At 62.0% G+C, this 21,062-nt stretch carries 22 protein-coding genes and 1 tRNA gene; 15 read left to right on the forward strand and 8 right to left on the reverse strand.

What is annotated here, in order from left to right; genetic code table 11:
• Positions 1-9 precede the first annotated feature (9 nt).
• Positions 10-1,410 (reverse strand): L-serine ammonia-lyase, encoded by a 1,401-nt coding sequence (locus tag ACLBKR_RS08785; protein ID WP_113426747.1) that lies wholly within the window; start codon positions 1,408-1,410, stop codon positions 10-12.
• Positions 1,411-2,056: 646 nt separating this feature from the next.
• Here ACLBKR_RS08785 and ACLBKR_RS08790 point away from each other — a divergent pair.
• The 3 genes from ACLBKR_RS08790 to ACLBKR_RS08800 all read left to right on the forward strand — a co-directional run bounded on the left by ACLBKR_RS08790 (position 2,057) and on the right by ACLBKR_RS08800 (position 4,353).
• Positions 2,057-2,749 (forward strand): DUF599 family protein, encoded by a 693-nt coding sequence (locus tag ACLBKR_RS08790; RefSeq protein ID WP_113426746.1) that lies wholly within the window; start codon positions 2,057-2,059, stop codon positions 2,747-2,749.
• A gap of 146 nt (positions 2,750-2,895) precedes the next feature.
• A complete protein-coding gene (locus tag ACLBKR_RS08795; RefSeq protein WP_244714215.1) occupies positions 2,896-3,864 on the forward strand; it encodes a DUF1624 domain-containing protein in 969 nt (322 codons plus the stop codon).
• A 12-nt stretch (positions 3,865-3,876) separates the two neighbouring features.
• Complete coding sequence (locus ACLBKR_RS08800) at positions 3,877-4,353, forward strand: methyltransferase family protein (RefSeq protein WP_112831371.1); 477 nt, start codon at positions 3,877-3,879, stop codon at positions 4,351-4,353.
• Positions 4,354-4,385: 32 nt separating this feature from the next.
• Here the strand turns inward: ACLBKR_RS08800 and ACLBKR_RS08805 are convergent, their stop codons facing one another.
• Both ACLBKR_RS08805 and mgtE read right to left on the reverse strand, forming a co-directional pair.
• A complete protein-coding gene (locus tag ACLBKR_RS08805) occupies positions 4,386-4,772 on the reverse strand; it encodes a MerR family transcriptional regulator (protein ID WP_112831370.1) in 387 nt (128 codons plus the stop codon).
• Between the two features lie 67 nt (positions 4,773-4,839).
• Positions 4,840-6,255: a magnesium transporter gene (gene mgtE, locus ACLBKR_RS08810; protein WP_113426745.1), complete on the reverse strand. Its 1,416-nt coding sequence runs from the start codon at positions 6,253-6,255 to the stop codon at positions 4,840-4,842.
• A gap of 235 nt (positions 6,256-6,490) precedes the next feature.
• On the opposite strand from mgtE, the gene ACLBKR_RS08815 reads away from it, so the two are divergent.
• Complete coding sequence (locus ACLBKR_RS08815; RefSeq protein ID WP_113426744.1) at positions 6,491-6,985, forward strand: peptide deformylase; 495 nt, start codon at positions 6,491-6,493, stop codon at positions 6,983-6,985.
• A gap of 70 nt (positions 6,986-7,055) precedes the next feature.
• Positions 7,056-7,565, forward strand: a complete 510-nt coding sequence (locus ACLBKR_RS08820; RefSeq protein WP_414901445.1) for a BON domain-containing protein — start codon at positions 7,056-7,058, stop codon at positions 7,563-7,565.
• 70 nt (positions 7,566-7,635) lie between these two features.
• Here the strand turns inward: ACLBKR_RS08820 and ACLBKR_RS08825 are convergent.
• Positions 7,636-7,720 (reverse strand) — tRNA-Leu (locus ACLBKR_RS08825).
• Positions 7,721-7,899: 179 nt separating this feature from the next.
• Here ACLBKR_RS08825 and lipB point away from each other — a divergent pair.
• The gene (lipB, locus tag ACLBKR_RS08830; RefSeq protein WP_112831386.1) at positions 7,900-8,634 is read left to right on the forward strand and encodes a lipoyl(octanoyl) transferase LipB; all 735 of its coding nucleotides are present in this window, start codon (positions 7,900-7,902) and stop codon (positions 8,632-8,634) included.
• A 128-nt stretch (positions 8,635-8,762) separates the two neighbouring features.
• On the opposite strand, the gene ACLBKR_RS08835 is transcribed toward lipB, so the two are convergent.
• The gene (locus tag ACLBKR_RS08835) at positions 8,763-9,185 is read right to left on the reverse strand and encodes a helix-turn-helix domain-containing protein (RefSeq protein ID WP_112831366.1); all 423 of its coding nucleotides are present in this window, start codon (positions 9,183-9,185) and stop codon (positions 8,763-8,765) included.
• Positions 9,186-9,412: 227 nt separating this feature from the next.
• Here ACLBKR_RS08835 and ACLBKR_RS08840 point away from each other — a divergent pair, with 227 nt between their 5' ends.
• The 9 genes from ACLBKR_RS08840 to fghA all read left to right on the forward strand — a co-directional run bounded on the left by ACLBKR_RS08840 (position 9,413) and on the right by fghA (position 16,939).
• Complete coding sequence (locus tag ACLBKR_RS08840) at positions 9,413-10,375, forward strand: DMT family transporter (RefSeq protein ID WP_113339677.1); 963 nt, start codon at positions 9,413-9,415, stop codon at positions 10,373-10,375.
• A gap of 87 nt (positions 10,376-10,462) precedes the next feature.
• Positions 10,463-11,182, forward strand: a complete 720-nt coding sequence (locus tag ACLBKR_RS08845; RefSeq protein ID WP_414901448.1) for a hypothetical protein — start codon at positions 10,463-10,465, stop codon at positions 11,180-11,182.
• Positions 11,183-11,312: 130 nt separating this feature from the next.
• Positions 11,313-12,563 carry a hypothetical protein gene (locus ACLBKR_RS08850; protein ID WP_414901450.1) on the forward strand — a complete coding sequence of 417 codons (1,251 nt, stop codon included), beginning with the start codon at positions 11,313-11,315 and terminating at the stop codon, positions 12,561-12,563.
• A 70-nt stretch (positions 12,564-12,633) separates the two neighbouring features.
• Positions 12,634-13,251 carry a GNAT family N-acetyltransferase gene (locus tag ACLBKR_RS08855; RefSeq protein ID WP_113443736.1) on the forward strand — a complete coding sequence of 206 codons (618 nt, stop codon included), beginning with the start codon at positions 12,634-12,636 and terminating at the stop codon, positions 13,249-13,251.
• 121 nt (positions 13,252-13,372) lie between these two features.
• Positions 13,373-14,500 (forward strand): S-(hydroxymethyl)glutathione dehydrogenase/class III alcohol dehydrogenase, encoded by a 1,128-nt coding sequence (locus tag ACLBKR_RS08860; RefSeq protein ID WP_414901452.1) that lies wholly within the window; start codon positions 13,373-13,375, stop codon positions 14,498-14,500.
• Complete coding sequence (locus tag ACLBKR_RS08865) at positions 14,497-14,958, forward strand: GNAT family N-acetyltransferase (protein WP_244709041.1); 462 nt, start codon at positions 14,497-14,499, stop codon at positions 14,956-14,958. The genes ACLBKR_RS08860 and ACLBKR_RS08865 overlap by 4 nt, the downstream gene beginning before the upstream one ends.
• A complete protein-coding gene (locus ACLBKR_RS08870; protein WP_113439679.1) occupies positions 14,955-15,395 on the forward strand; it encodes a YaiI/YqxD family protein in 441 nt (146 codons plus the stop codon). Before ACLBKR_RS08865 ends, ACLBKR_RS08870 begins: the two co-directional genes overlap by 4 nt.
• Positions 15,396-15,419: 24 nt before the next feature.
• Positions 15,420-16,082 (forward strand): DUF1345 domain-containing protein, encoded by a 663-nt coding sequence (locus ACLBKR_RS08875; protein ID WP_112831896.1) that lies wholly within the window; start codon positions 15,420-15,422, stop codon positions 16,080-16,082.
• Between the two features lie 23 nt (positions 16,083-16,105).
• A complete protein-coding gene (fghA, locus tag ACLBKR_RS08880) occupies positions 16,106-16,939 on the forward strand; it encodes an S-formylglutathione hydrolase (protein ID WP_113486816.1) in 834 nt (277 codons plus the stop codon).
• A 51-nt stretch (positions 16,940-16,990) separates the two neighbouring features.
• Here the strand turns inward: fghA and ACLBKR_RS08885 are convergent, their stop codons facing one another.
• The 3 genes from ACLBKR_RS08885 to ACLBKR_RS08895 form a co-directional block, all read right to left on the reverse strand.
• Entirely contained in the window at positions 16,991-18,601 is a 1,611-nt protein-coding gene (locus ACLBKR_RS08885) for a glycoside hydrolase family 43 protein (protein WP_113424807.1), read from the reverse strand.
• A gap of 66 nt (positions 18,602-18,667) precedes the next feature.
• Complete coding sequence (mgrA, locus tag ACLBKR_RS08890) at positions 18,668-19,720, reverse strand: L-glyceraldehyde 3-phosphate reductase (RefSeq protein ID WP_113424808.1); 1,053 nt, start codon at positions 19,718-19,720, stop codon at positions 18,668-18,670.
• A 198-nt stretch (positions 19,721-19,918) separates the two neighbouring features.
• Positions 19,919-21,052 carry a Gfo/Idh/MocA family protein gene (locus tag ACLBKR_RS08895; protein ID WP_113424810.1) on the reverse strand — a complete coding sequence of 378 codons (1,134 nt, stop codon included), beginning with the start codon at positions 21,050-21,052 and terminating at the stop codon, positions 19,919-19,921.
• Positions 21,053-21,062 lie beyond the last annotated feature (10 nt).

Consider the following 21,062-nt stretch of genomic DNA (forward strand, 5'->3'; position numbering starts at 1 on the left):
CGGGCGCCATCAACATTCGACGACGTTGACGGCAAGGCCGCCGAGCGAGGTTTCCTTGTACTTCTCGTTCATGTCGTTGCCGGTCTGGCGCATGGTCTCGATCGCTGCGTCGAGCGGCACGAAATGTTGCCCGTCGCCCTTGAGCGCCAGCGAAGCGGCCGTGACCGCCTTCACCGCGCCGAGCGCATTGCGTTCGATGCACGGTACCTGCACAAGGCCGGCGACCGGGTCGCAAGTCATGCCGAGATGGTGTTCCAGCGCGATTTCCGCGGCGTTCTCGATCTGCTCCGGGCTTCCGCCCATGACCGCTGCAAGGCCGGCGGCCGCCATGGCGGAGGCCGAGCCCACCTCGCCCTGACAGCCGACTTCGGCGCCGGAGATCGAGGCGTTGTGCTTGATGATGCCGCCGACGGCTGCGGCGGTCAGCAGATAGTCGCGGATGCCGTTCTGGTCGGCATCGGGATGAAAATGCAAGTAGTAGCGGATGGTCGCCGGGATGACGCCGGCGGCACCATTGGTCGGGGCGGTAACGACGCGTCCGCCGGCCGCATTCTCCTCGTTGACGGCCATGGCGTAGACCGACAGCCAGTCATTGGCGAGCAGCGGATTCTGGCGATTGCTGCGCCATTCCTCCTGCAGCTTGTCGTGAATGGATCTTGCCCGCCGGCGCACGTTGAGCCCGCCCGGCAGCTTGCCTTCCTGCTTGAGCCCCCGGTCGATGCAACCGCTCATCGCATCCCAGATCCGGTCGAGGCCGGCATCGAGGCTTTGACGATCCATCACCGTTTCCTCGTTGGCGCGCTTCATCTGGGCAATCGTCAGGCCGGACCGCGCAGCCATGTCCAGCATCTCCCTGGCGGAGGAAAAGGGATAGGGCACCTTCCGGCCGCCACTGTTCTTTTTCGCCGCCTGCATGGCCGCAAGTTCGGTATCGGTGACGACGAACCCGCCGCCGATCGAATAATAGACCGTGGTCAGCAGCATGCGGCCGTCGCGGTCGAGCGCGGAAAAACGCATGCCGTTGGCATGGCCGGGCAGAGGAGTTTTCTTGTCGAAGACAAGATCGTCCTTGGGCTGGAAGGCATAGGCCGGATGACCCGGCGGTTGCAGCTTCCCGGTCTTTTCGACCTCTTCGACGATTGCATCCATGCGGTCGGGTTCGATGCTATCGGGCGCTTCGCCGGTAAGACCGATAATGACCGCCCTGCCCGTCCCGTGACCGATGCCGGTATAGGCCAGAGACCCGTGCAGGCTGACCTTCAGCGCCGCCACATGCGCCCCGTGCGGCCGCGGCCAACTGTCGGAAAGAATGAGGTCGAGGAAACGGTTCGCAGCGGTCATCGGCCCCATCGTATGGGAGCTCGAGGGCCCGACGCCGATCTTGAAAACATCGAATACCGAAAGAAACATGAGACTCCGACCCGCCCGCGCACAGATCCCTAGGCTTGCATGGCGCAGTCCTGGCGACCGCGACCCGATTCAGGATCAACCGATATATAGTGATTGAAAGCTAGAATATCACCGATGGCGAATGCGTCGGCGGACCGACATCGGCTTTCACCGTCGCGACATGCATGCCGCGCACCGAAAAGAAAACAGCGCGGGCTTTTGACCCGCGCTGTGAAAGAAAAACCGGATACGTCCGGTTCAGATGCTGCCAAAAAGATAAGCGAGGCAGAGAATGCCTGCAAATCCCATCAATGCACGAAATGTGACGCTCCAGCACGATTTCTGGATACTGTCTTCCATATAGGCTCCGCTTGTCATCCATGGTTGGCAGAAAGCCGTCCCCCGACCGCCTTCTTGACGTCGATCTATTAAAATTCGCCGGACTTCGCAACTGCAAAAAAGGCAAAACAAAGGCACCTTTGGCATGCCAGCCATGCTTTGGACGCATGGAGCTACGAAATATCAATAACTTGGCGTTGCGTTCATCTTCTTACGTCAATGAGCCGGCTGTCATATTTTTGTCGAAAGTCCTGACGCGCAACGCCGGCCTTGTGGAAAATCGCATCGTGCGCTTAAAACACTGCGAGGAATCGACCGGAGCTCCGCCATGACCCTTGCCGATTATTGCGCCCTGATCCTCTTTGCGGGTCTATGGATCGGTTACTCCTGGATCACCGGCCAGGCGCGCATCCTTTCGCGCAGCAGCCTGACCCAGGTCATGGCCGAACGCCGCCGTGCCTGGATCATGAATTCGCTGAAACGCGACCTGAAGATGATCGACACCCAGATCCTCGCCGGTCTTCAGAACGGTACGGCCTTCTTCGCCTCGACCTCGATCCTTGCGATCGGCGGCTGCTTTGCCCTTCTCGGACAAACCGACAAGGTGGACTCGGTGTTGAGGGACCTGCCCTTCGTCCTGCCGGGCGGACGCACGACCTTCGAGATCAAGGTTTTCGTGCTGACGGCAATCTTCGGCTATTCCTTCTTCAAGTTCGGCTGGTCCTATCGCCTCTTCAACTACTGCACCATCCTCTTCGGGGCGCTGCCCATGACGGAGGAAACGCGCAAGGACCCGGAGGCCGCGGAAAAGGCGGCAGAACTTGCCATCCGCATGAACATCATCGCCGCCAGCCATTTCAATGCGGGGCTCAGGGCGCTCTTCATGTCGATCGGCTATCTCGGCTGGTTCGCGAGCCCCTATCTCTTCATGGCCACGACGACGACGGTTTTCGTTGTGCTGATCCGGCGGCAGTTCTTCTCCGAGGCGCGGCTTGCGCTTCTGCAGGCGCCCGTGCCATGAAAAGGCCGCCTTTGGCGTCTCTGCCAAACGGGCGCCCTCGCCGCTCGTGCGGGGTGTTCCACCGACCAAGGATCACCAACTAGGGGCCACCCGACAAAGGGCGTCCGAACAGGCCCCCAAACAAGGGCCCAAACAAGGGATTGACCGTGCAGTCCTCCTCCGAGCGCACAGACGAAGCCTCGGCGCATCCCCGCATCGGCGCACTGGACGCCGCCCGCGGGATCGCGCTGATCGCCATGGCGACCTATCATTTCAGCTGGGACCTCGAATTCTTCGGCTATCTCGACCCGGGCACCTCGACACACGGCCCGTTGAAAATCTATGCGCGCTGCATCGCCTCGAGCTTCCTGTTCCTGGCCGGCTTCAGCCTCGTGCTCGCCCACTATCCGCACCTTCGCCTTCAGTCCTTCCTGAAGCGCCTCGGCGTCATTGTCGCGGCGGCACTCGCGATTACGGCCGCGACGGCCATCGCCACGCCGGACGGGCTGATCTTCTTCGGCATCCTCCACAGTATCGCGGCGGCGAGCCTGCTCGGCCTGCTTTTCCTCAGGGCGCCGCCACTTGTCACCATGGCCGCGGCGGCGGTCGTCATCGCCCTGCCGAACCATTACCGGTCGGAGCTCTTCGACGCCCCGTGGCTGCTCTTCCTCGGCCTTTCGGAACATCTGCCGCGTTCCAACGACTATGTGCCGCTGTTTCCCTGGAGCGGAGCCCTGCTGCTCGGCATCGCCGCCGCACGCATCGCCCGCGCTCGGGGTTGGCTGGAAACATTCGCCCGACTGCCGGAAGGCCCCCGCTGGCTGCGCTGGGCCGGGCGCCACAGCCTGATCGTCTACCTGGTGCACCAGCCGGTGCTGATCTCCATCGTCTATTTGATGTCGATCATTGTGCCGCCAGCGGAACCCGATCCTATTCAGTCCTATCTGGCGAGCTGTCAAACGGCCTGCCAGGCGGAGGGAAGCGAAGCGGGGCTATGTACCCGTTTCTGCTCCTGCACTCTCGACCGGTTGCAGGAACAGTCACTGCTGGCACCGCTCCAGTCCGGCGCAATCTTGCCGGATCAGGATGAGCGGATATTGAAGCTTGCGCGTGAGTGTTCAGCCATCGGTCAATGACGGGATCTGACCATGAATGCCTATCGATTGAAGCCGTTGCGGTATCCCTGGCCGCCGGTCCTCTATGCCCTGGCCATCGCACTGGCCTTCTTTGCCGATCGCTATGTCGGGATACTGCCGGCCGCGCGAGGCGACGGTTACTTCTTCATCACCGCAGGCGGGCTGCTGGTGGCGATCGCCATCGCCCTCGACCTTTGGGCGGTGAAGACCTTGCTGGATTGCCACACCACCGTTCTGCCCAATCGCTGCGCCCAGCGCTTGGTGACCACCGGACCGTTCCGCTTCACCCGCAATCCGATCTATCTCGGCTATACGCTGCTGACGGTCGCCTTCGGCCTGCTGACCGGCAATGCGTGGTTCTTCGTCGCCGCCATCACGGCCGCGGCCCTGACCACAACGGTTGCGATCCGCTGCGAGGAAATGCATCTTCTCGCGCGCTTCGGCGCCGATTTCGAACATTACTGCCAGCACACGCGGCGCTGGATCTGAGAGGAAGGCCGCGCTGCCGGGCAGCCAGCAGGTCAGGTGCCGACGCCGATCTCGACAAGGCGCGTAAGGCAGGCCTCTTCGGCATTGTCGAGTTCCGCCAGCGTCTCGTCGATATCGCGGCGCTTCTGGCGAAGCTCCTCGCGTTTCTCGTCGATGCGCTTCATCATCAGCTTCAGCTGACCGACCTCGCCCGGCGGCTCCTTGTAGACGTGGATAACTTCACGGATTTCGGCTATGGTGAAGCCGATCCGGCGTCCGCGCAGGATTTCCTGCAATAGTCGGCGGTCGGCTGCGCGATAAAGACGTGTCCGGCCACGGCGCTCCGGGTGGATCAAGCCCTCGTCTTCATAGAAGCGAAGCGTCCGGGTTGAAACGCCGAACTCACGTGTCAATTCTGTTATACTGTAATACTTCTTCACAACCGAACCGTTTCATTGGGGAAACGGTATAATATTGACTTTTACGTACAAGTCAATTTTGGTCGCTTCAGCTCGACATGAACCACCAGGTGGCAAGCCCGAGGAACGAGAAGAAACCCGTTGTGTCGGTGATCGCCGTCACAAATACCGCCGAGGAAACGGCTGGATCGGCCCCGGCCCGGTGCAACAGTATGGGGATCGTGATGCCGGCCATGGCGGCGGCGAACATGTTGATGAGCATGGCGGTGGTGATGAGGCCGCCGATCGAGACGTCCTGGAACCAGAGCGCCGCCACAGTGCCCACCAGACAGCCGAACAGCACGCCGTTGATGAGGCCGACGCCCGCCTCGCGCCGCGCCACGCGCCAGGCGTTGTGAATGTCGAGATTGCGGGTGGCAAGCGCCCTCACCGTCACCGTCATGGTCTGGGAGCCGGCATTGCCGCCCATGCCCGCCACAATCGGCATCAGGATGGCGAGCGCCACCACCTGCTCGATGGTCGCCTCGAACAGCGAGATGACGGAAGCAGAGACGAAGGCGGTGAAGAGGTTGACCGCGAGCCACGGAACGCGCGAGCGGGACGTCTCGACGACACTGTCCGACAGCTCTTCGTCGCCGACGCCGCCGAGGCGCATCAGGTCCTCCTCCGCCTCCTCCTGGATCACGTCGACCACGTCGTCGATGGTCAGCACACCGACCAGCCGCTCGTTCTCATCGACAACGGCAGCAGAAAGAAGGTCGTACTGCTCGAAGAGCTGGGCCGCCTCTTCCTGGTCCATCTCGGCCGGGATGGGATGGGTGGTCTCACGCATGATGGTTTCGACCTTCACCTGACGCTTGGTGCGCAGGATGCGGTCGAGATCGACGGTGCCGAGCAGCTTGAAGGTCGGATCGATGACGAAGATCTGCGTGAAGGTCTCCGGCAGGTCTTCCTCGTCGCGCATGTAGTCGATCGTCTGTCCGACCGTCCAGAACGGCGGAACGGCGACGAATTCGGTCTGCATGCGCCGGCCGGCCGAACTTTCGGGATAATCGAGAGCCCTGCGAAGACGCACCCGCTCGGTGAACGGCAGCTGGGCGAGAATTTCCTCCCGGTCCTCGTGATCGAGGTCTTCGAGAATGTAGACGGCATCATCCGAATCGAGATCGCCGATCGCCGCGGCGATCTGGGCATTGGGCAGATGCTCGACGATCTGCAGGCGGATCGCCTCGTCCACCTCGGTCAGCGCCGTCAGGTCGAAATCGTCGCCGAGCAGCCGTACCAGCGCGATGCGTTGATCGGGCTGGATCGCCTCGATCAGGTCACCGAGTTCCGATTCGTGCAGACGCGCAACATTCTGGCGCAGGAACAGAAGATCGCGATCGGCGATCGCCGCCCCGACCATGGCGAGAAAGTCGGAACGGATAGAACCGTCCTCCGCATAGATATCGGCGGCGTCGTCCTGAGCGGTGCGGATGCGGGTTTCTTCGCCGGTCTCCGTCATCTTAGCGCCCTCGTCTCGTTCTCATGGCTTGCCCGGCTTTCCGGCCGAAAAGGAGAATGGCGTCAAAAAACGCTTTGTCAACAACCGCATAGGCTCACCCTGAGGCGAACTGTGCAAATGCGAACGCTTCCTGCTAACCTATTGGCGGAACGAGGTCCAGCAATCCCCTGCAAGAGGCCTGAACACGTCCGGAGAAGGGTGACGCCCTGCCCCTTTTTTCAAGGAAATATCCAAGATGAGCATTCGCCCGATCGTCCGCTTTCCCGACCCTCGGCTGAAGACCCCGTGCCGGCCGGTCACCGTTTTCGATCCGGCCCTGAGACAACTGGCCGACGATCTCTACGAGACCATGAAGGCGGCACCCGGCGTTGGCATCACCGCCGCCCATATCGGCGAGCCGCTGCGCCTGGTGGTGCTCGATCTGCCTGAACTCGGCGGTCGGCGCGACTATGCCAATCCGGAAATCCTCTCCTTCTCGCCGGAAACCATGGAGCATGAGGAAGGCAGCGTTTCCATGCCGGGCGCCATCGAAACGGTCATACGCCCGAGGAGCGTCGAGATATGCTACGATGACCTCGACGGCTCGAAGCGAGCGGAAAGGCTGGAGGGGTTTCCGGCCATCTGCATGCAGCATGAAATCGACCAGCTCGACGGCATCTTCTGGCTTCAGCGCCTCTCCCGGCTGAAGCGGGAGCGCCTCGTCAGGAAATGGGAGAAGGGCCGGCCCTGATTTCGCCGCGACGGCCGAACCGAACGGCGAGCCATGCGTTTCGATAAAACCGGTCGGCAAGGAGGTCTCGATGGCAAACGGCAAGCGCAAGGACGAACTCTCCCGCGAGGAGGACTACCGCGAATTCGAGCAGCGCGATCTGGAGGACGGCTGGCCTTACGACGACGATTCGACGTCCGACACGGCACCGGTCGACAATACCGCCTATGGCGAGGACGGCGAAAATTCCGGCCGCAGGCGCCGCGAAGGATATGGAATCACCAACGCGGACCGGAACGGCAACGCACCTTTTTCGGAACGGCCCGAACTTCCCGAAACGGGAGACGAACGTGGAGTTGAAGACGACGACCAGCTCGAATCGGATATTGCCGCCGTGATCGAGAACGAGACGGACGTGAACCTCGATGCCATCGACATTCATGTGGAAGGCGGCGTGGTGACGCTTCGCGGCGAGGTCGACACGGTGACGGAGCGACGGCTGGTGGAGTTGAAGGTTCTCGGCGTCAAGGGCGTCCGGCGCGTTCGCAACCACATCAATACAATCGGCACAGACAGTCACATCCCCCGCGATGCCGAATGAGGACGCTCAAAAAGGAAAAGCCGGCTTGCCTTTCGGCGTGCCGGCTATCGAATTGATTTTCCGAAGAAAATGGTGCGGTCGAGAAGACTCGAACTTCCACGGGTTGCCCCACAGCGACCTCAACGCTGCGCGTCTACCAATTCCGCCACGACCGCATCGTGGTAGGGCCGACTTGCGTCGACGGGGGTGCATGTAGCAAAAGCATTTTGGGTGCACAAGAGCGTCGTGACAGTTTTTTGAATTTTCCTCCGGCGCCTGTTGATGGCCCTGTCCACGATGCCCTTGAAACGCCGCGTCTTTGTTGCCAAGTAGAGGAAAAATGAAGGCTTTTCCCATGCAGCGCACCGAAATCTCCACCGAAATGCACGCCATCGAGGGATCGCCGCCGGTCAGATGGCGCATTTCCGAGGGTCTCGTGCCCTATGATGTCGCGGTCGCCGAGATGGAGCGACAGGTTGCAGCGATTGCCGACGGTGAAGCCGACGAACTCGTCTGGCTGCTGGAACATCCGCCGCTCTATACGGCCGGCACCAGCGCCGACTCGGCCGATCTGATCGATCCCGACCGATTCCCGGTTTTTGCGACGGGGCGCGGCGGCGAATACACCTATCACGGTCCCGGCCAGCGGGTCGCCTATGTGATGCTGGACCTGAAACGCCGCCGCCAGGACGTCCGCGCCTATGTCGCGGCCCTCGAAGAAGTGGTCATCCGCACGCTGGAAAAGATGAATGTGCGGGGCGAACGCCGCGAGGACCGCGTCGGCGTATGGGTGCGCCGCCCGGAAAAGCCGCTTCTGCCAGATGGCACGATGGCGGAGGACAAGGTAGCCGCCCTCGGCATTCGCCTGCGCCGCTGGGTGAGCTTCCACGGACTGTCGATCAATGTCGACCCGGATCTCGGGCATTTCTCGGGTATCGTGCCCTGCGGAATCACCCAGTATGGCGTAACGAGCCTCGTCGACCTCGGCCTGCCGGTGATGATGGCGGACGTGGATATCCGCCTCAGGGAAGCCTTCGAGGAGGTCTTCGGCGAAACGGTGCGCGACGGTGCGCAGGAAATCGCTGCCTGACGGAACAGGCCCCGGCCGTTGAACCGCGACGCGGCTGCGATTTCACCGCGACGTTTCGATGTTCTCTCGCGACTCGCATCGTCGCGGAACCGGAGCACGCCTGTGTGTGGCATGCCCTCGACAAGCGGTCAGGCCTTGGCGGCGCAATTCAGCGCCTTTTCCTCTTCTTCGTAACGTTCGATCTGGCGCGAAAGCGACTGGATCAGCCGTCCGCATTCCTGGTGAAGCTGGTCGAGATGGGCAAGCTGCAATCGCATGGCCTCGAGCGGCAGCCGCCTGTCATGATCGTCCGGACCGATACCGACGCCGGTCATCAGCCACATCGGCGACACGCCGAGAATGCCGGCAAGGTTGAGAAGCCGTGTCGGCAGGGGCTCCGCCCGGTCCGCCTCCCAGCCGAGCAGGGTTTCGCTGGGAACCCCGAGTTGACCTGCGAGCACATCCGGACTGATGCCCGCCGCATCCCGGGCCGCCGAAAGCCGCCCGCCGAGCGTATCGTCGCTCGCATCGGGAAAAAGCGTCAGCCGATTGCCGGGAATGAGAATGTCCATGATATGCGTCTCCCTTCATCCGCAACGTGAGGCTGTCACCTACCCGTGGGGCGTAGTCTCCACGCCTCCGGCGCCACCCGGTTCAAGATATGGGCGATGCCGATGTTTTGCCACCCTGTCGCCGCCATCGGCTGGCGACAAGTCGCCATTTAGCCCCTTCGGCCGGTTCGCAACTTGATCTCGATCATCCCCCATGCTTCATGGTGGCTTTCCTGAAAGCCGTTGCCATGTCCCAGTCGAAGCCCCCATCCCTTCAGAACCCCGTGCAAGGCCAGAACCCCGTGCACGGCATGGCGCTGATGGCGATGTGCATGCTGATCCTGCCGTCGATGGATGCGATCGCCAAATATATGGCGACCTACGAAGGCATGTCGCCCGGCCAGGTCACGTTTTACCGTTTCTTCTTCCAGCTTGCCTGCACGCTTCCGCTGCTCTTCGCCCTGAATGGCTGGTCGGCATTGTCGGCGAAACGGCCCTGGCTCAATCTCCTGCGCGGCGTCCTGCACGGTGCAGCGAGCCTGATGTTCTTCATTGCAGTCAAATACATGCCGCTCGCCGACGTCTTTGCCATTTATTTCGTCGAGCCCTTCATCCTGACGGCGCTGTCGGCGCTCTTCCTCGGCGAAAAGGTCGGCTGGCGTCGCTGGCTCGCCATCGTCGTCGGCTTCGGCGGCGCCATGATCGTCATCCAGCCCAGCTATGAAATCTTCGGCCTGAAGGCGCTGCTGCCGGTCGCATGCGCCTTTCTCTTCGCGCTCTACATGTTCCTCAACCGCGCGGTCGGAAATGCCGATTCGCCGATGACCATGCAGACCATGGCGGGCCTCGGCGGCACGGCCCTGATGGCGGCGGCGCTGCTTGCCGGCAATCAGACGGGCGAAGCGGACTTCCATATATCGCTGCCGCAATCCTGGCTGGGACTTCTGCTGCTCGTTCTGCTGGGCACGATATCCGGCTACATTCATCTCCTGGTCGTGCGCGCCTTCCGCATGGCCCCGCTCTCGGTGCTGGCGCCGTTCCAGTATTTCGAGATCATCGCAGCGACTATTTTTGGCTATTGGCTTTTCGGGGATTTCCCGACTGTCTCGAAATGGGTCGGAATTTCAATCATCGTCGCCTCCGGACTGTTCATTCTCTGGCGCGAGCACACCAGAGCGCAAGAAAGCCAACAATTTGAACGATCTTCGTAAGGAGCGGCTAACCGCCCTTGTTGGCACATTGGAAACATGCCGTTGCTAGAAGCATCCTCGGTTTCATGATGAAACAGGGAAGAAAAGATGAGCGAATTTCGTCTCTCTTTTCCGGCAAATGTGATCGCCGGGAAGAACAGGCTATCGGCCGAAGACATTTTATTATTGCGAAAATATTCGTTCCCGTTGGGTATCCGGACCACCGACGATGTCGTGACATTGCTCGCGCTCAACAATTCCTGTCCCGACAAATGCGAGGAATGGAACAGCTTCTTCATCGAATCGCTGACCGCCTTCATCGTGGAGCATTGTTATCCGCAGGGCAGCCTCGACGACATCAATGTCGAATGGATGAAGTGTGTTCTTTCCACCGGCGGGACGATCGAGACACCGCTCGAACTCGCCGTGCTGTTGCACGTGATCGACGTTGTTCCCCATGTCCCGCCGTCGCTGCGGGTCTTCGCACTGGATCAATTGCGCATTGCCCTGGCCGAGAATGCCGGCGCGCTTTCCACCGAACGTTTCCCCTCGGACGGTATCACCGCCTATGATCTCGCCTATCTCGATCGGGTGCTGCGCAGCGCCTTCGACGGCGGCGTCCTGCGGCTGACCGAACGCGAGCGCGACGCCCTCCTCGCCATCGAGGCCGCGGCTTCGAAGGCTTCAAGTCATGTCCGCTGGCGCGATCTTCTGGCCTCAGCGGGACGAGACATCGCCTCTTCTCCGCGACCGACGACGGAGGACCTTTCGAACCGCTGGCTGAAGGTTCCGGATCACGTCTTCCTGGATGCCGAACAGGTTGCCTGACGCCGGATATCACCTGTATTTAACTGAAGTCATTTGAATTTTAGAGAATTCTTTTACCGCAAGCCAAGATTTCCTGCCTAGACTTTGCCTTTCGCAAAGGTGCGGCAGGCGCTTGCCGCGGGAGAAATCGGTGACCGCATTCCACACGGCCTTCCTGCTGCTCGGCCTCAATCTCGGACTGTTGTGGCTGCTGCTGGCAGCGCCGCTCGGCAGCCGCACGATCACCGTGCGCCGACACCTGAACAGGCGGGCCGAGGAGATCTGGGACATGGTCCGGCCCGGCGGCGGAATGGCGAAATGGCATCCCGCGATCCTGTCCAGCCGGCCGCTGGAGGGCACGCCCGATCGTCTCGAACTCTCCTATCGCCAGCCTGACAGGCAGGGCCACCCGGTTACCCGAATCCTTGCCGTGGACCGCACCGGCGTGACGGCGCAGGGCGAATTCCGCTGCGAACTGCGCATCGTGTCCGACAGCGCGCTCGACGCCGAATTCTGGTCCGCCTACCGCGAGGTGCGCCGCATCGCACCAGCCGAAGCCGGCTCGGCGATCGTCATCGAGCAGACGGACCGCTATCGCGGCCTGGCGGGTTACCTCTATCGCTACTTCACACTCCGCCGCGAGATAAGCGCACTGGAGGATTTTCTGGAGGGACGCAAACCCGTCGCCCACAAACGTTTCGAGCATCCGCTGATACAGACGGCGCTTGCCGTAATCTCCACGTTTCTGCTCTGGCCCTTCTTCGGCATGAATTCGAACGGCCTGATGATATCGGCCTTCCTGACACTGGTGATCGTCTTCCACGAGCTTGGCCACATAGTCGCCTATCGCGCCTTCGGCCATGAGAGCGCCCGGATGATCTTCGTGCCGCTGCTGGGCGGGATCGCCATCGGCGGGCGCCCCTATGACAGCCGGTTCGAGGTGGCGACCTGCGCGCTGATGGGCGCCGGCGTGTCGGCCTTTCTCGTGCCGATCCTGATCGCCGCCCATCAGTCCGGCTTGGAAGCCGGCCCGATTTTGGTTTTCCTGCTGATTCTCGGCGCCTTCAACCTCCTCAATCTCCTGCCGATGTACCGTTTCGATGGCGGGCAGATGTTGCGCCAGATATTCCGCGAGCCGAAGGCGCTGGCGCTCGCATCCTTCAGCGTGACCGGCGTCATCGTCTGGACGGGCTGGCGCATCGGCCTGCCGTCCCTTGCCCTGTTGGCCGCGCTGTCGGTCTTTACTCTGCTGAGTCTGATTCGCACCGGTAGGGCAAAGCCCCGGCATCGACTTGCCGCAATGTCCCCGCCCGAACAGCTGATGACGGGTTTCGGCCTTTACGCCGCACTGTCCATCCACGTCTACGCCGTCGTCTACGCCTGCGACCGTCTGTTCGGCTGACACGGGGGCATGACTGGTCAGGCGGGATTGACGGCTTGACAGGACGCCCGCCGGAGGCTCCAAGGGTGACATGGACAAGATCAATGCGCCCCTCCCCGCCGGCTATTCGCCGGTACCGCCCGGCATGCTTGCCAACGTCGTTACCTGCCTCGAAATGCGCGCACGTCCGCCGGTCAAGGCCGATCCTCCGGCGGGATCGCTGCGGCTGGAACGCTGGAGCGAACCGGATCTCGACGCTTACCGGGATCTCTTCCGGCGTATCGGCGAGGAATGGATGTGGACGTCACGGTTGGTCATGCCGGACGAGGACCTGAAGGCGATTCTCGAACATCCCGGGATCGAGGTTTTCGCCATGCGCGATGGCGAGAAGAGGGTTGGCCTCATGGAACTCGATTTCCGCAAGGAGGGCGAATGCGAACTGGTCTTCTTCGGGCTTGTGGCAGAGGCTATCGGCAACGGGGCCGGCAGGCTGATGATGAATGCCGCCATCGCCAATGCCTGGTCGAAGCCGATCGGCCGGTTCTGGGTTCATACCTGCCACTTCGACCATCCGGGCGCGGTCTCCTTCTACCAGCGCTCGGGCTTCGTGCCCTATGCCTTCTTCGTCGAAGTCAGTGAGGACCCTCGCCTCACCGGGCATATGCGCAGGGATGCCGCCGCGCATGTGCCGCTGATCGAGGCCCCGTGACATGGCGGTCGATGCCGCCGATTGACTTTTGACAGGCGCAGGAAAACCAGCACCACCCCTTGAGGCGGTCTACTGCGCATGCAACATACCGACACCATTCCGAATAAAGGGAGAAAGCGCCATGGACGTTCGCGCCGCAGTCGCCATACAGGCCGGAAAACCGCTTGAGATCATGACCGTACAGCTCGACGGCCCGCGTGCCGGCGAAGTGTTGATCGAGGTGAAGGCGACGGGGATCTGCCATACGGATGATTTCACGCTGTCGGGCGCCGATCCGGAAGGCCTGTTTCCGGCGATCCTCGGCCATGAGGGCGCGGGTATCGTCGTCGATGTCGGGCCGGGCGTCACCTCGGTGAAGAAGGGCGACCACGTCATCCCGCTCTACACGCCGGAATGCCGCGAATGCTATTCCTGCCTGTCGCGCAAGACCAATCTGTGCACCTCGATCCGCGCCACCCAGGGTCAGGGCCTGATGCCCGACGGCACCTCGCGCTTTTCCATCGGCAAGGACAAGATCCACCACTACATGGGCTGCTCGACCTTTTCGAACTTCACCGTGCTGCCGGAGATCGCCGTCGCCAAGGTCAATCCCGACGCCCCCTTCGACAAGATCTGCTACATCGGCTGCGGGGTGACCACCGGCATCGGCGCCGTCATCAACACCGCCAAGGTCGAAATCGGTTCGACGGCCATCGTCTTCGGCCTCGGCGGCATCGGCCTGAACGTGCTGCAGGGCCTGAGGCTTGCCGGCGCCGACATGATTATCGGCGTCGACATCAATCCGGACCGCAAGGCATGGGGCGAGAAGTTCGGCATGACGCATTTCGTCAATCCGAAGGAGATCGGCGACGACATCGTGCCCTATCTGGTCAACCTGACGAAGCGCAACGGCGACCTGATCGGCGGCGCCGACTACACCTTCGACTGCACCGGCAATACCAGAGTGATGCGCCAGGCGCTGGAAAGTGCCCATCGCGGCTGGGGCAAATCGGTCATCATCGGGGTCGCCGGCGCCGGCCAGGAGATCTCGACGCGGCCCTTCCAGCTCGTCACCGGCCGCCAGTGGATGGGCACGGCCTTCGGCGGCGCACGCGGCCGAACCGACGTGCCGAAAATCGTCGACTGGTACATGCAAGGCAAGATCCAGATCGACCCCATGATTACCCACACCATGCCGCTCGACGACATCAACAAGGGATTCGAACTCATGCACAAGGGTGAATCCATCCGCGGCGTCGTCGTCTATTGAAGGCCCTGCCCGCCTATACCGTCGATGTGCGGAGACTGGACCGGTTCTCCGCCATCGAACTTTATGACATGCTGAAAATGCGTGTCGACGTCTTTGTCGTCGAGCAGCAATGCGCCTATCCCGAACTCGACGGCAACGATCCCGAATGCCTGCACCTGCGCCTGATGAATGGTCCGGAACTTCTCGCCTGCGCCAGGCTTTGGCGACCGCAAGCGGACGCAAACCCGCGGATCGGCCGGGTGACGGTTTCACCTGAGCATCGGGGAAAACGTCTCGGCGAGGCGCTGATGCGGGAAGCGATCTGCGAATGCGAGAAGGCCTATCCGGACGAACCGATCGAGCTTTCCGCCCAGGCGCACCTGCAGCGCTTCTACGGCTCGTTCGGTTTCAGGCCGATCTCCGATGAATATCTCGAGGACGGAATCCCGCATGTCGACATGTTGAGGGATCAACGATGATCTATGTCGATGCCGACGCCTGTCCGGTGAAGCCGGAAATCCTGAAAGTCGCCGAGCGACACGGACTGGAAGTGACATTCGTTGCCAATTCCGGCCTTCGCCCCTCGCGCGATCCGATGGTGAAAAACGTCATCGTCTCCAACGGGTTCGATGCCGCCGACGACTGGATCGCCGAACGGGCCGGCCCCGGTGACATCGTCGTTACGGCCGACGTGCCGCTGGCCGGTCGCTGCGTCGCCGCCGGTGCGCAGGTGACCGGACCGACCGGCAGGGTCTTCGACGCCACGAATATCGGCATGGCCACCGCCATGCGGGACCTCGGCGCGCATCTGCGCGAAACCGGCGAAAGCAAGGGTTACAATGCCGCCTTCTCGCCGCGCGACCGCTCCGCCTTTCTCGAAACGCTTGACCGGCTCTGCCGCAGGGTCAAGAAATGACAGAACGTCTTTAGGAAAATGGCGATGAAGCAGGGAGGAAAGCGATACGGCATCGACCGGCGGCATCGGCCGTTCGTCATCGCCCTGTTGCTGGCGTTGGTCACTCTGCCGATCACCATACCGCTCGTTCCCGGCTTCACGGTGGAAATTGCGGCCATCGTCTTTTTCCTCGGCTATCTCTCGCAGATCGCCCGCCGCATGCCGGCGCTGACCGCTGCCCATTTCAGGGCAAGTGCCGAGGTTGATGACGCCCCGGCGCTTGCCATCATCGCGGTGACGCTGCTTGCCGTTGCTGTCACCGTCATTTCGCTGTTTCTGGCGCTCAACCATGTGACAGCCTCGACCGGCTGGACCCTCGGGCTTGCCTTCTGCTCGGTCATTCTCGGCTGGATGACAATCCACACCATGGCCGCGATGCACTATGCCCATCTTTTCTGGCGCCCGGAGAGCACGGAGGAAGGCGCGGACAACCGTGGCGGACTGGAGTTTCCCGGCACCGAAGAACCAAGCGGCTGGGACTTTCTGTATTTCTCCTTCGTCATCGGCATGACCGCCCAGACTTCAGACACCGAGATCACCACGACACACATGCGGCGCATCAACCTGCTGCATGCGATCGTTTCCTATTTTTTCAACACCGTGCTTGTCGCCGCCGCCGTGAATGCCGCGGTTTCACTGGCAGGCTGATCTGCTGCATCAGAGGTATTGTCATGAAAATCATCTCCCAGAACACCGCCTTCGACGGCATGCAGGGCGTCTTTTCCCACGACTCCGAGGCTTGCCGGTGCGAGATGACCTTTGCCGTCTTCGTACCGCCGCAGGCGATCAAGGAAAAGCGGCCGGTCCTCTGGTATCTCTCGGGCCTCACCTGCACCCATGCCAACGTCATGGAAAAAGGCGAGTATCGCCGCATGGCTTCCGAACTCGGCCTCATCATCGTCTGCCCCGACACCAGCCCGCGCGGCAACGACGTGCCGGACGAACTGACCAACTGGAAGATGGGCAAGGGCGCGGGCATGTATCTCGATGCGACCGAAAAACCCTGGTCCGAGAACTACCAGATGTACACCTACATCACGCAGGAACTGCCGGCGCTGGTCGCCGAACACTTCCGCGTCGATATGGACCGGCAGGGCATCTTCGGCCACTCGATGGGCGGCCATGGCGCCATGACCATCGCGCTGAAGAACCCCGCAACCTACAGGAGCTGTTCGGCGTTTGCGCCGATCGTCAGCCCCTCGACGGCCGACTGGACGCCCGACGCCTTCACCAAGTATCTCGGCGAGGATCAGGCCGCATGGCGGCCCTACGACGCCTGCGCGCTGGTCGAGGACGGCGCGCGCTTCCCGGAATTCCTGATCGATCAGGGCAAGGCCGACAGCTTCCTCGAAACCGGCCTGAAGCCCTGGCTGTTCGAAGAGGCGATCAAGGGCACGGACATCGGCCTGACGCTCCGGATGCACGAGCGCTACGACCACTCTTATTTCTTCATCTCCACCTTCATGGACGATCACCTGAAGTGGCACGCCGAGCGCCTCGGCTAAGCCGGCTTCACCTGTCAGACAAAAAGGGCGGCCGCGAGCCGCGCTTTCCTTTCAAAGCCTGCGATAGACGAACCAGTCGAAATCGGCGGGCTTTGCGCGCCCGCTGATATCGAAGGCGAACATGCCGACAAACGCGCCGGTGAAGGAGCCATGTTCTCCGCGCCCGCCCTCGTCTGAGACCACGCCGGCATCGAGCGCCGGGCCGATCGACTGCCAGCGATCCTCACCGGCCGCGCGCCAGAAGAATTGCGCCGCGTTGTCGATGACCTCCAGGGCGAGATCGAGCGCTCCCTCCGGCACCGGAATGCTATGGCCTGCCGGAAACTCCAGTCGTCCTTCCGGATAATCGCCGAGGCAGGATAGGATCGTCAGGACACGGCCGAGCTTTTCATTCAGCGTCATCCCCAGCGCGTGGAACTTGTGGCGATTATAATAATGAGTCAGTCCGGCGACCTGCTGATAGGTGTCCGGGTCGAATTCGACCCTCGTCTCGGCCCGGAAGCAATGATCCTCCTGCCGCCGGGCGACGAGCGACTGCTCGAACCAGGAACCGATGCTTTCGCGTCCGAAGAGCCGAAGATGTCCGGGGCGTCGCGTCAGGCTGAAGAGACGGTAGGGTTCTGGGGTTCTGAGCCACTGGAACTCTTCCGGCAGTTTCACGCCATGGAAATCGCTTCGGACGATTTCCGGACGTTCGCTCCGGGTCACCGTAAAGGGCGCCTCGACGCTGACCGCGGGTACCGGGCCGCCATCGGCGAGATAGAGCCAGCCGTCATCCCGCCAGACGCATTTCTGGATCGCCGTTTCGCGGCCGAGCGTGCATCTCCGCAACGGAGGAAGCGGCCGTCCGCAAAGATGGGTGTGATAGGCCTCGCCTTCCGGCGTTTCGACATATTGGCCGTGCCCTGCCCTCTGCAACGTTGCCTGCGGGTGGTCCTTCGCGGTGATGAGATGCACCTGCGGATGCGTCTCATAGGGGCCGTCGATCGTCCGGGACCGCGCCATGGTTACGGCATGGTCGTAGCCCGTGCCGCCCTCGGCCGTCGTGAGATAGTACCAGCCGTCGCGCTTGAAGAGATGCGGTCCCTCCACCAGCCCGAGCGGGCTCCCCGCGAAGATGTTCTTTACCGGCCCCGTGAGCGTCTTCGAGACCGGGTCCCATTCCTGCAGCAGGATACCGTCGAAGGCCGGGTGTTTGGGCGAACCGCCATAGCTTTCGGACCGGTGGTTCCACTGCATGTTGAGGAACCACTTGCGTCCGTCGTCGTCATGGAAAAGCGAGGGGTCGAAACCGGAAGAGTTCACATAGACCGGATCGGACCATTCCCCATCGATCGAGGACGACGTCACGATGTAGTTGTGGGCGTCCTTGAAGTTACCGTCGAAGCGTTTGACGTCGGTATAGACCAGCCAGAACAGGCCGTCGGAAAACGACAGGCAGGGCGCCCATATACCGCAGCTGTCCGGATTGCCGCGCATGTCGAGCTGGCTTGCCCGCTCCAGCGGGCGCCGCACGAGCCGCCAGTTCGCCAGATCCCGCGAATGATGAATCTGCACGCCCGGATACCACTCGAAGGTCGAGGTGGCGATGTAGTAGTCCTCTCCGACCCGGCAGATCGACGGGTCCGGGTTGAAACCCGGCAGGATGGGGTTCAGGATCATGCATTCTCCTCCAAAATCGCGAGACCCCCTCTGGCCCACCGACAGAGGGGGTATCCAGTCACAGCTTTATTTCTTCCGTCTCGGCGGCCCTTTGCGCTCGGCCGACGCCGCCCAGATATTGATGTCGGCGTCTCTGGCGTAGACATCGATCTCGGCCAGTTCCGCCTCGGAAAACGCACTGTTTTCCAGAGCCTTGACGCAGTCCTCCACCTGCTCCGGCCGCGACGCGCCGATCAGCGCCGAGGTGATCCGCCCGCCCCTGAGCACCCAGGCGAGCGCCATCTGCGCAAGCGTCTGTCCCCGCCGTTCGGCGATGGCGTTGAGCGCGCGGATATTTTCGAGGTTGCGCTCGTTGAGGAAGGCCGGATCGAGCGAACGGTCGAGCGCTGCGCGGCTGCCGGCCGGAATGCCGCCGAGATATTTCGATGTCAGCATGCCCTGGGCAAGCGGCGAGAAGACGATTGCGCCGACACCCAGTTCCTCCAGCGTGTCGACGAGGCCGTCCTCCTCGATCCAGCGGTTTATCATCGAATAGCTCGGCTGGTGGATGAGGAGCGGCGTGCCGAGCGATTTCAATATGTCGTATGCGGCACGCGTCCGGTTCGAATTATAGGAGGAAATGCCGATGTAAAGCGCCCTGCCCGAGCGCACGATGTGATCGAGCGCCGCACAGGTTTCCTCGAGCGGTGTGTCGGGATCGAAGCGGTGGGAATAGAAGATGTCGACGTAATCGAGGCCGAGCCGCTTGAGGCTCTGGTCGCAGGATGAAATGAGATATTTCCGGCTGCCCCATTCGCCATAGGGACCCGGCCACATGTGATATCCGGCCTTGGTCGATATGACCATTTCGTCCCTCAGACCGGCGAAATCTGTTTTCAGGATTTCGCCAAAGGCCTGTTCGGAGGCGCCGCCGGGCGGGCCGTAATTGTTGGCGAGGTCGAAATGGGTAATGCCGAGATCGAAAGCTTTCCGGCAGATCGCCTGCTTGGTGACGTGCGGTGTCTCGACGCCGAAATTCTGCCAGAGCCCGAGCGATATCGCCGGTAGTTTGAGGCCGCTCCTGCCGCAGCGATTATAGGTCATCCGCTCGTAGCGGTTCTCGGCCGGTTGCCAGATCATGAAGGTCTCTCCAAATGCAATACTCGTTGCCGCAGGACACAGGGCCCAGACTGGCCTGCCGGCTCCCCCCACAAGCGGGGAGAAACCGTGGGGATGCGGCATTTCCCCAGGAGCGTGAGCTTAACCCAGCCATCCGGGAAATCCATCGTCGGGCGCGCCTACGCCCCTCCCCTTGTGGAGAGGGTTAGGGAAAGGAAATCACCGCAGCAGCGCCTGCGCCTCCTCGATACCGAGCGCCACTGGCTGGGTGCAGGTGGTCGAAAGGGTGACGAACTCACCCGTCTCGCCGGATTTCAGGATGGAGGTCATGACATCGACGCCATGCAGCGCGCGGTCGAGCGAGCAGCGGGCATCCCGGCCATCGAGAATCGCCACGGCCATGTCCGCAAGGCCGGCCGTACGGTAGTTGGCGCGCGGCCCTTGCGGGCTCTCCTGGTTGTCGATGCCGAAGGGATGGTCCCAGGCGTCCAGGGGCGCAATGTTCTTGTCGCGGCCGGAAGCTTCCACCTTGCCGCCGAAGAAATTCGGATCAGGCACATAGAGCGAGCCGTCCGTGCCGTAGAGTTCCATGTTGCCGTGGCGGTGGGACCAGACGTCCCAGCTTGCCGAGAGCGTGACCGTCGCGCCGTTTGCGAACTCCAGGAGCGCGTGGATGTTGGTGGGTGTCCTGACGGGGATCACCTCGCCGGCGCGCGGCTGGCTGGTGATGGTGCGCGTTTCCGAGGCCATGGAAGTAAGCGCCGCCACCCGCTTCACCGGCCCGATCAGGTTGATGAGATTGGCGATGTAGTAAGGTCCGAGGTCGAGGATCGGCCCGCCGCCCGGCAGGAAGAAGAAGTCCGGATTCGGATGCCACATCTCCATGCCGGGGCTCATCACATGGCAGGTGCCCGAAGTGACGCGGCCGATTCCACCGTCATCGATGAACTTGCGGGCAAGCTGATGGGAGCCGCCGAGGAAGGTATCGGGCGCGCAGCCCACCGAAAGCCCCTTTTCCTTGGCGATCCGGCGGAGTTCCTCGCCGGCCGACAGGCTGAGCACCAACGGTTTTTCCGAGTAGACATGCTTGCCCGCCTCCAGGATACGCTTGGAGACGGCGTAATGTGCATCCGGGATCGTCAGGTTGACGACGATGTCGAGCTCGTCGTTCGCCAGCAGTTCGTCCAGTGTCTGCGCCTTGACGCCGTATTCCTCCGCCCTGATTTCCGCGGCGTTCATGTTGAGGTCGCTGCAGGCCAGCACCTTCAGCCCCTTGAAGAGCGGGGCAAGTGAAAAATAGGTGGTCGAGATATTGCCGCATCCGATGATGCCGACGCCGAGTTCGCGTGCCATGGGAGTATCC

Origin of the sequence: Paenirhizobium cremeum (assembly GCF_047553425.1) — a bacterium.
GTDB lineage: Bacteria > Pseudomonadota > Alphaproteobacteria > Rhizobiales > Rhizobiaceae > Allorhizobium > Allorhizobium cremeum.

What these genes read in the sequence shown, in the direction of transcription:
- ACLBKR_RS08820 (WP_414901445.1), top strand. Translation starts at nt 7,056, where the DNA reads ATGGCAAACGGCAAGCGCAAGGACGAACTCTCCCGCGAGGAGGACTAC.
- ACLBKR_RS08855 (WP_113443736.1), top strand. Translation starts at nt 12,634, where the DNA reads ATGGACAAGATCAATGCGCCCCTCCCCGCCGGCTATTCGCCGGTACCG.
- ACLBKR_RS08870 (WP_113439679.1), top strand. Translation starts at nt 14,955, where the DNA reads ATGATCTATGTCGATGCCGACGCCTGTCCGGTGAAGCCGGAAATCCTG.
- lipB (WP_112831386.1), top strand. Translation starts at nt 7,900, where the DNA reads ATGCAGCGCACCGAAATCTCCACCGAAATGCACGCCATCGAGGGATCG.
- fghA (WP_113486816.1), top strand. Translation starts at nt 16,106, where the DNA reads ATGAAAATCATCTCCCAGAACACCGCCTTCGACGGCATGCAGGGCGTC.
- ACLBKR_RS08860 (WP_414901452.1), top strand. Translation starts at nt 13,373, where the DNA reads ATGGACGTTCGCGCCGCAGTCGCCATACAGGCCGGAAAACCGCTTGAG.
- ACLBKR_RS08815 (WP_113426744.1), top strand. Translation starts at nt 6,491, where the DNA reads ATGAGCATTCGCCCGATCGTCCGCTTTCCCGACCCTCGGCTGAAGACC.
- ACLBKR_RS08835 (WP_112831366.1), bottom strand. Translation starts at nt 9,185, where the DNA reads ATGGACATTCTCATTCCCGGCAATCGGCTGACGCTTTTTCCCGATGCG.
- ACLBKR_RS08800 (WP_112831371.1), top strand. Translation starts at nt 3,877, where the DNA reads ATGAATGCCTATCGATTGAAGCCGTTGCGGTATCCCTGGCCGCCGGTC.
- ACLBKR_RS08840 (WP_113339677.1), top strand. Translation starts at nt 9,413, where the DNA reads ATGTCCCAGTCGAAGCCCCCATCCCTTCAGAACCCCGTGCAAGGCCAG.
- ACLBKR_RS08845 (WP_414901448.1), top strand. Translation starts at nt 10,463, where the DNA reads ATGAGCGAATTTCGTCTCTCTTTTCCGGCAAATGTGATCGCCGGGAAG.
- mgrA (WP_113424808.1), bottom strand. Translation starts at nt 19,720, where the DNA reads ATGATCTGGCAACCGGCCGAGAACCGCTACGAGCGGATGACCTATAAT.
- ACLBKR_RS08790 (WP_113426746.1), top strand. Translation starts at nt 2,057, where the DNA reads ATGACCCTTGCCGATTATTGCGCCCTGATCCTCTTTGCGGGTCTATGG.
- ACLBKR_RS08875 (WP_112831896.1), top strand. Translation starts at nt 15,420, where the DNA reads ATGAAGCAGGGAGGAAAGCGATACGGCATCGACCGGCGGCATCGGCCG.
- ACLBKR_RS08785 (WP_113426747.1), bottom strand. Translation starts at nt 1,410, where the DNA reads ATGTTTCTTTCGGTATTCGATGTTTTCAAGATCGGCGTCGGGCCCTCG.
- ACLBKR_RS08885 (WP_113424807.1), bottom strand. Translation starts at nt 18,601, where the DNA reads ATGATCCTGAACCCCATCCTGCCGGGTTTCAACCCGGACCCGTCGATC.
- ACLBKR_RS08895 (WP_113424810.1), bottom strand. Translation starts at nt 21,052, where the DNA reads ATGGCACGCGAACTCGGCGTCGGCATCATCGGATGCGGCAATATCTCG.
- mgtE (WP_113426745.1), bottom strand. Translation starts at nt 6,255, where the DNA reads ATGACGGAGACCGGCGAAGAAACCCGCATCCGCACCGCTCAGGACGAC.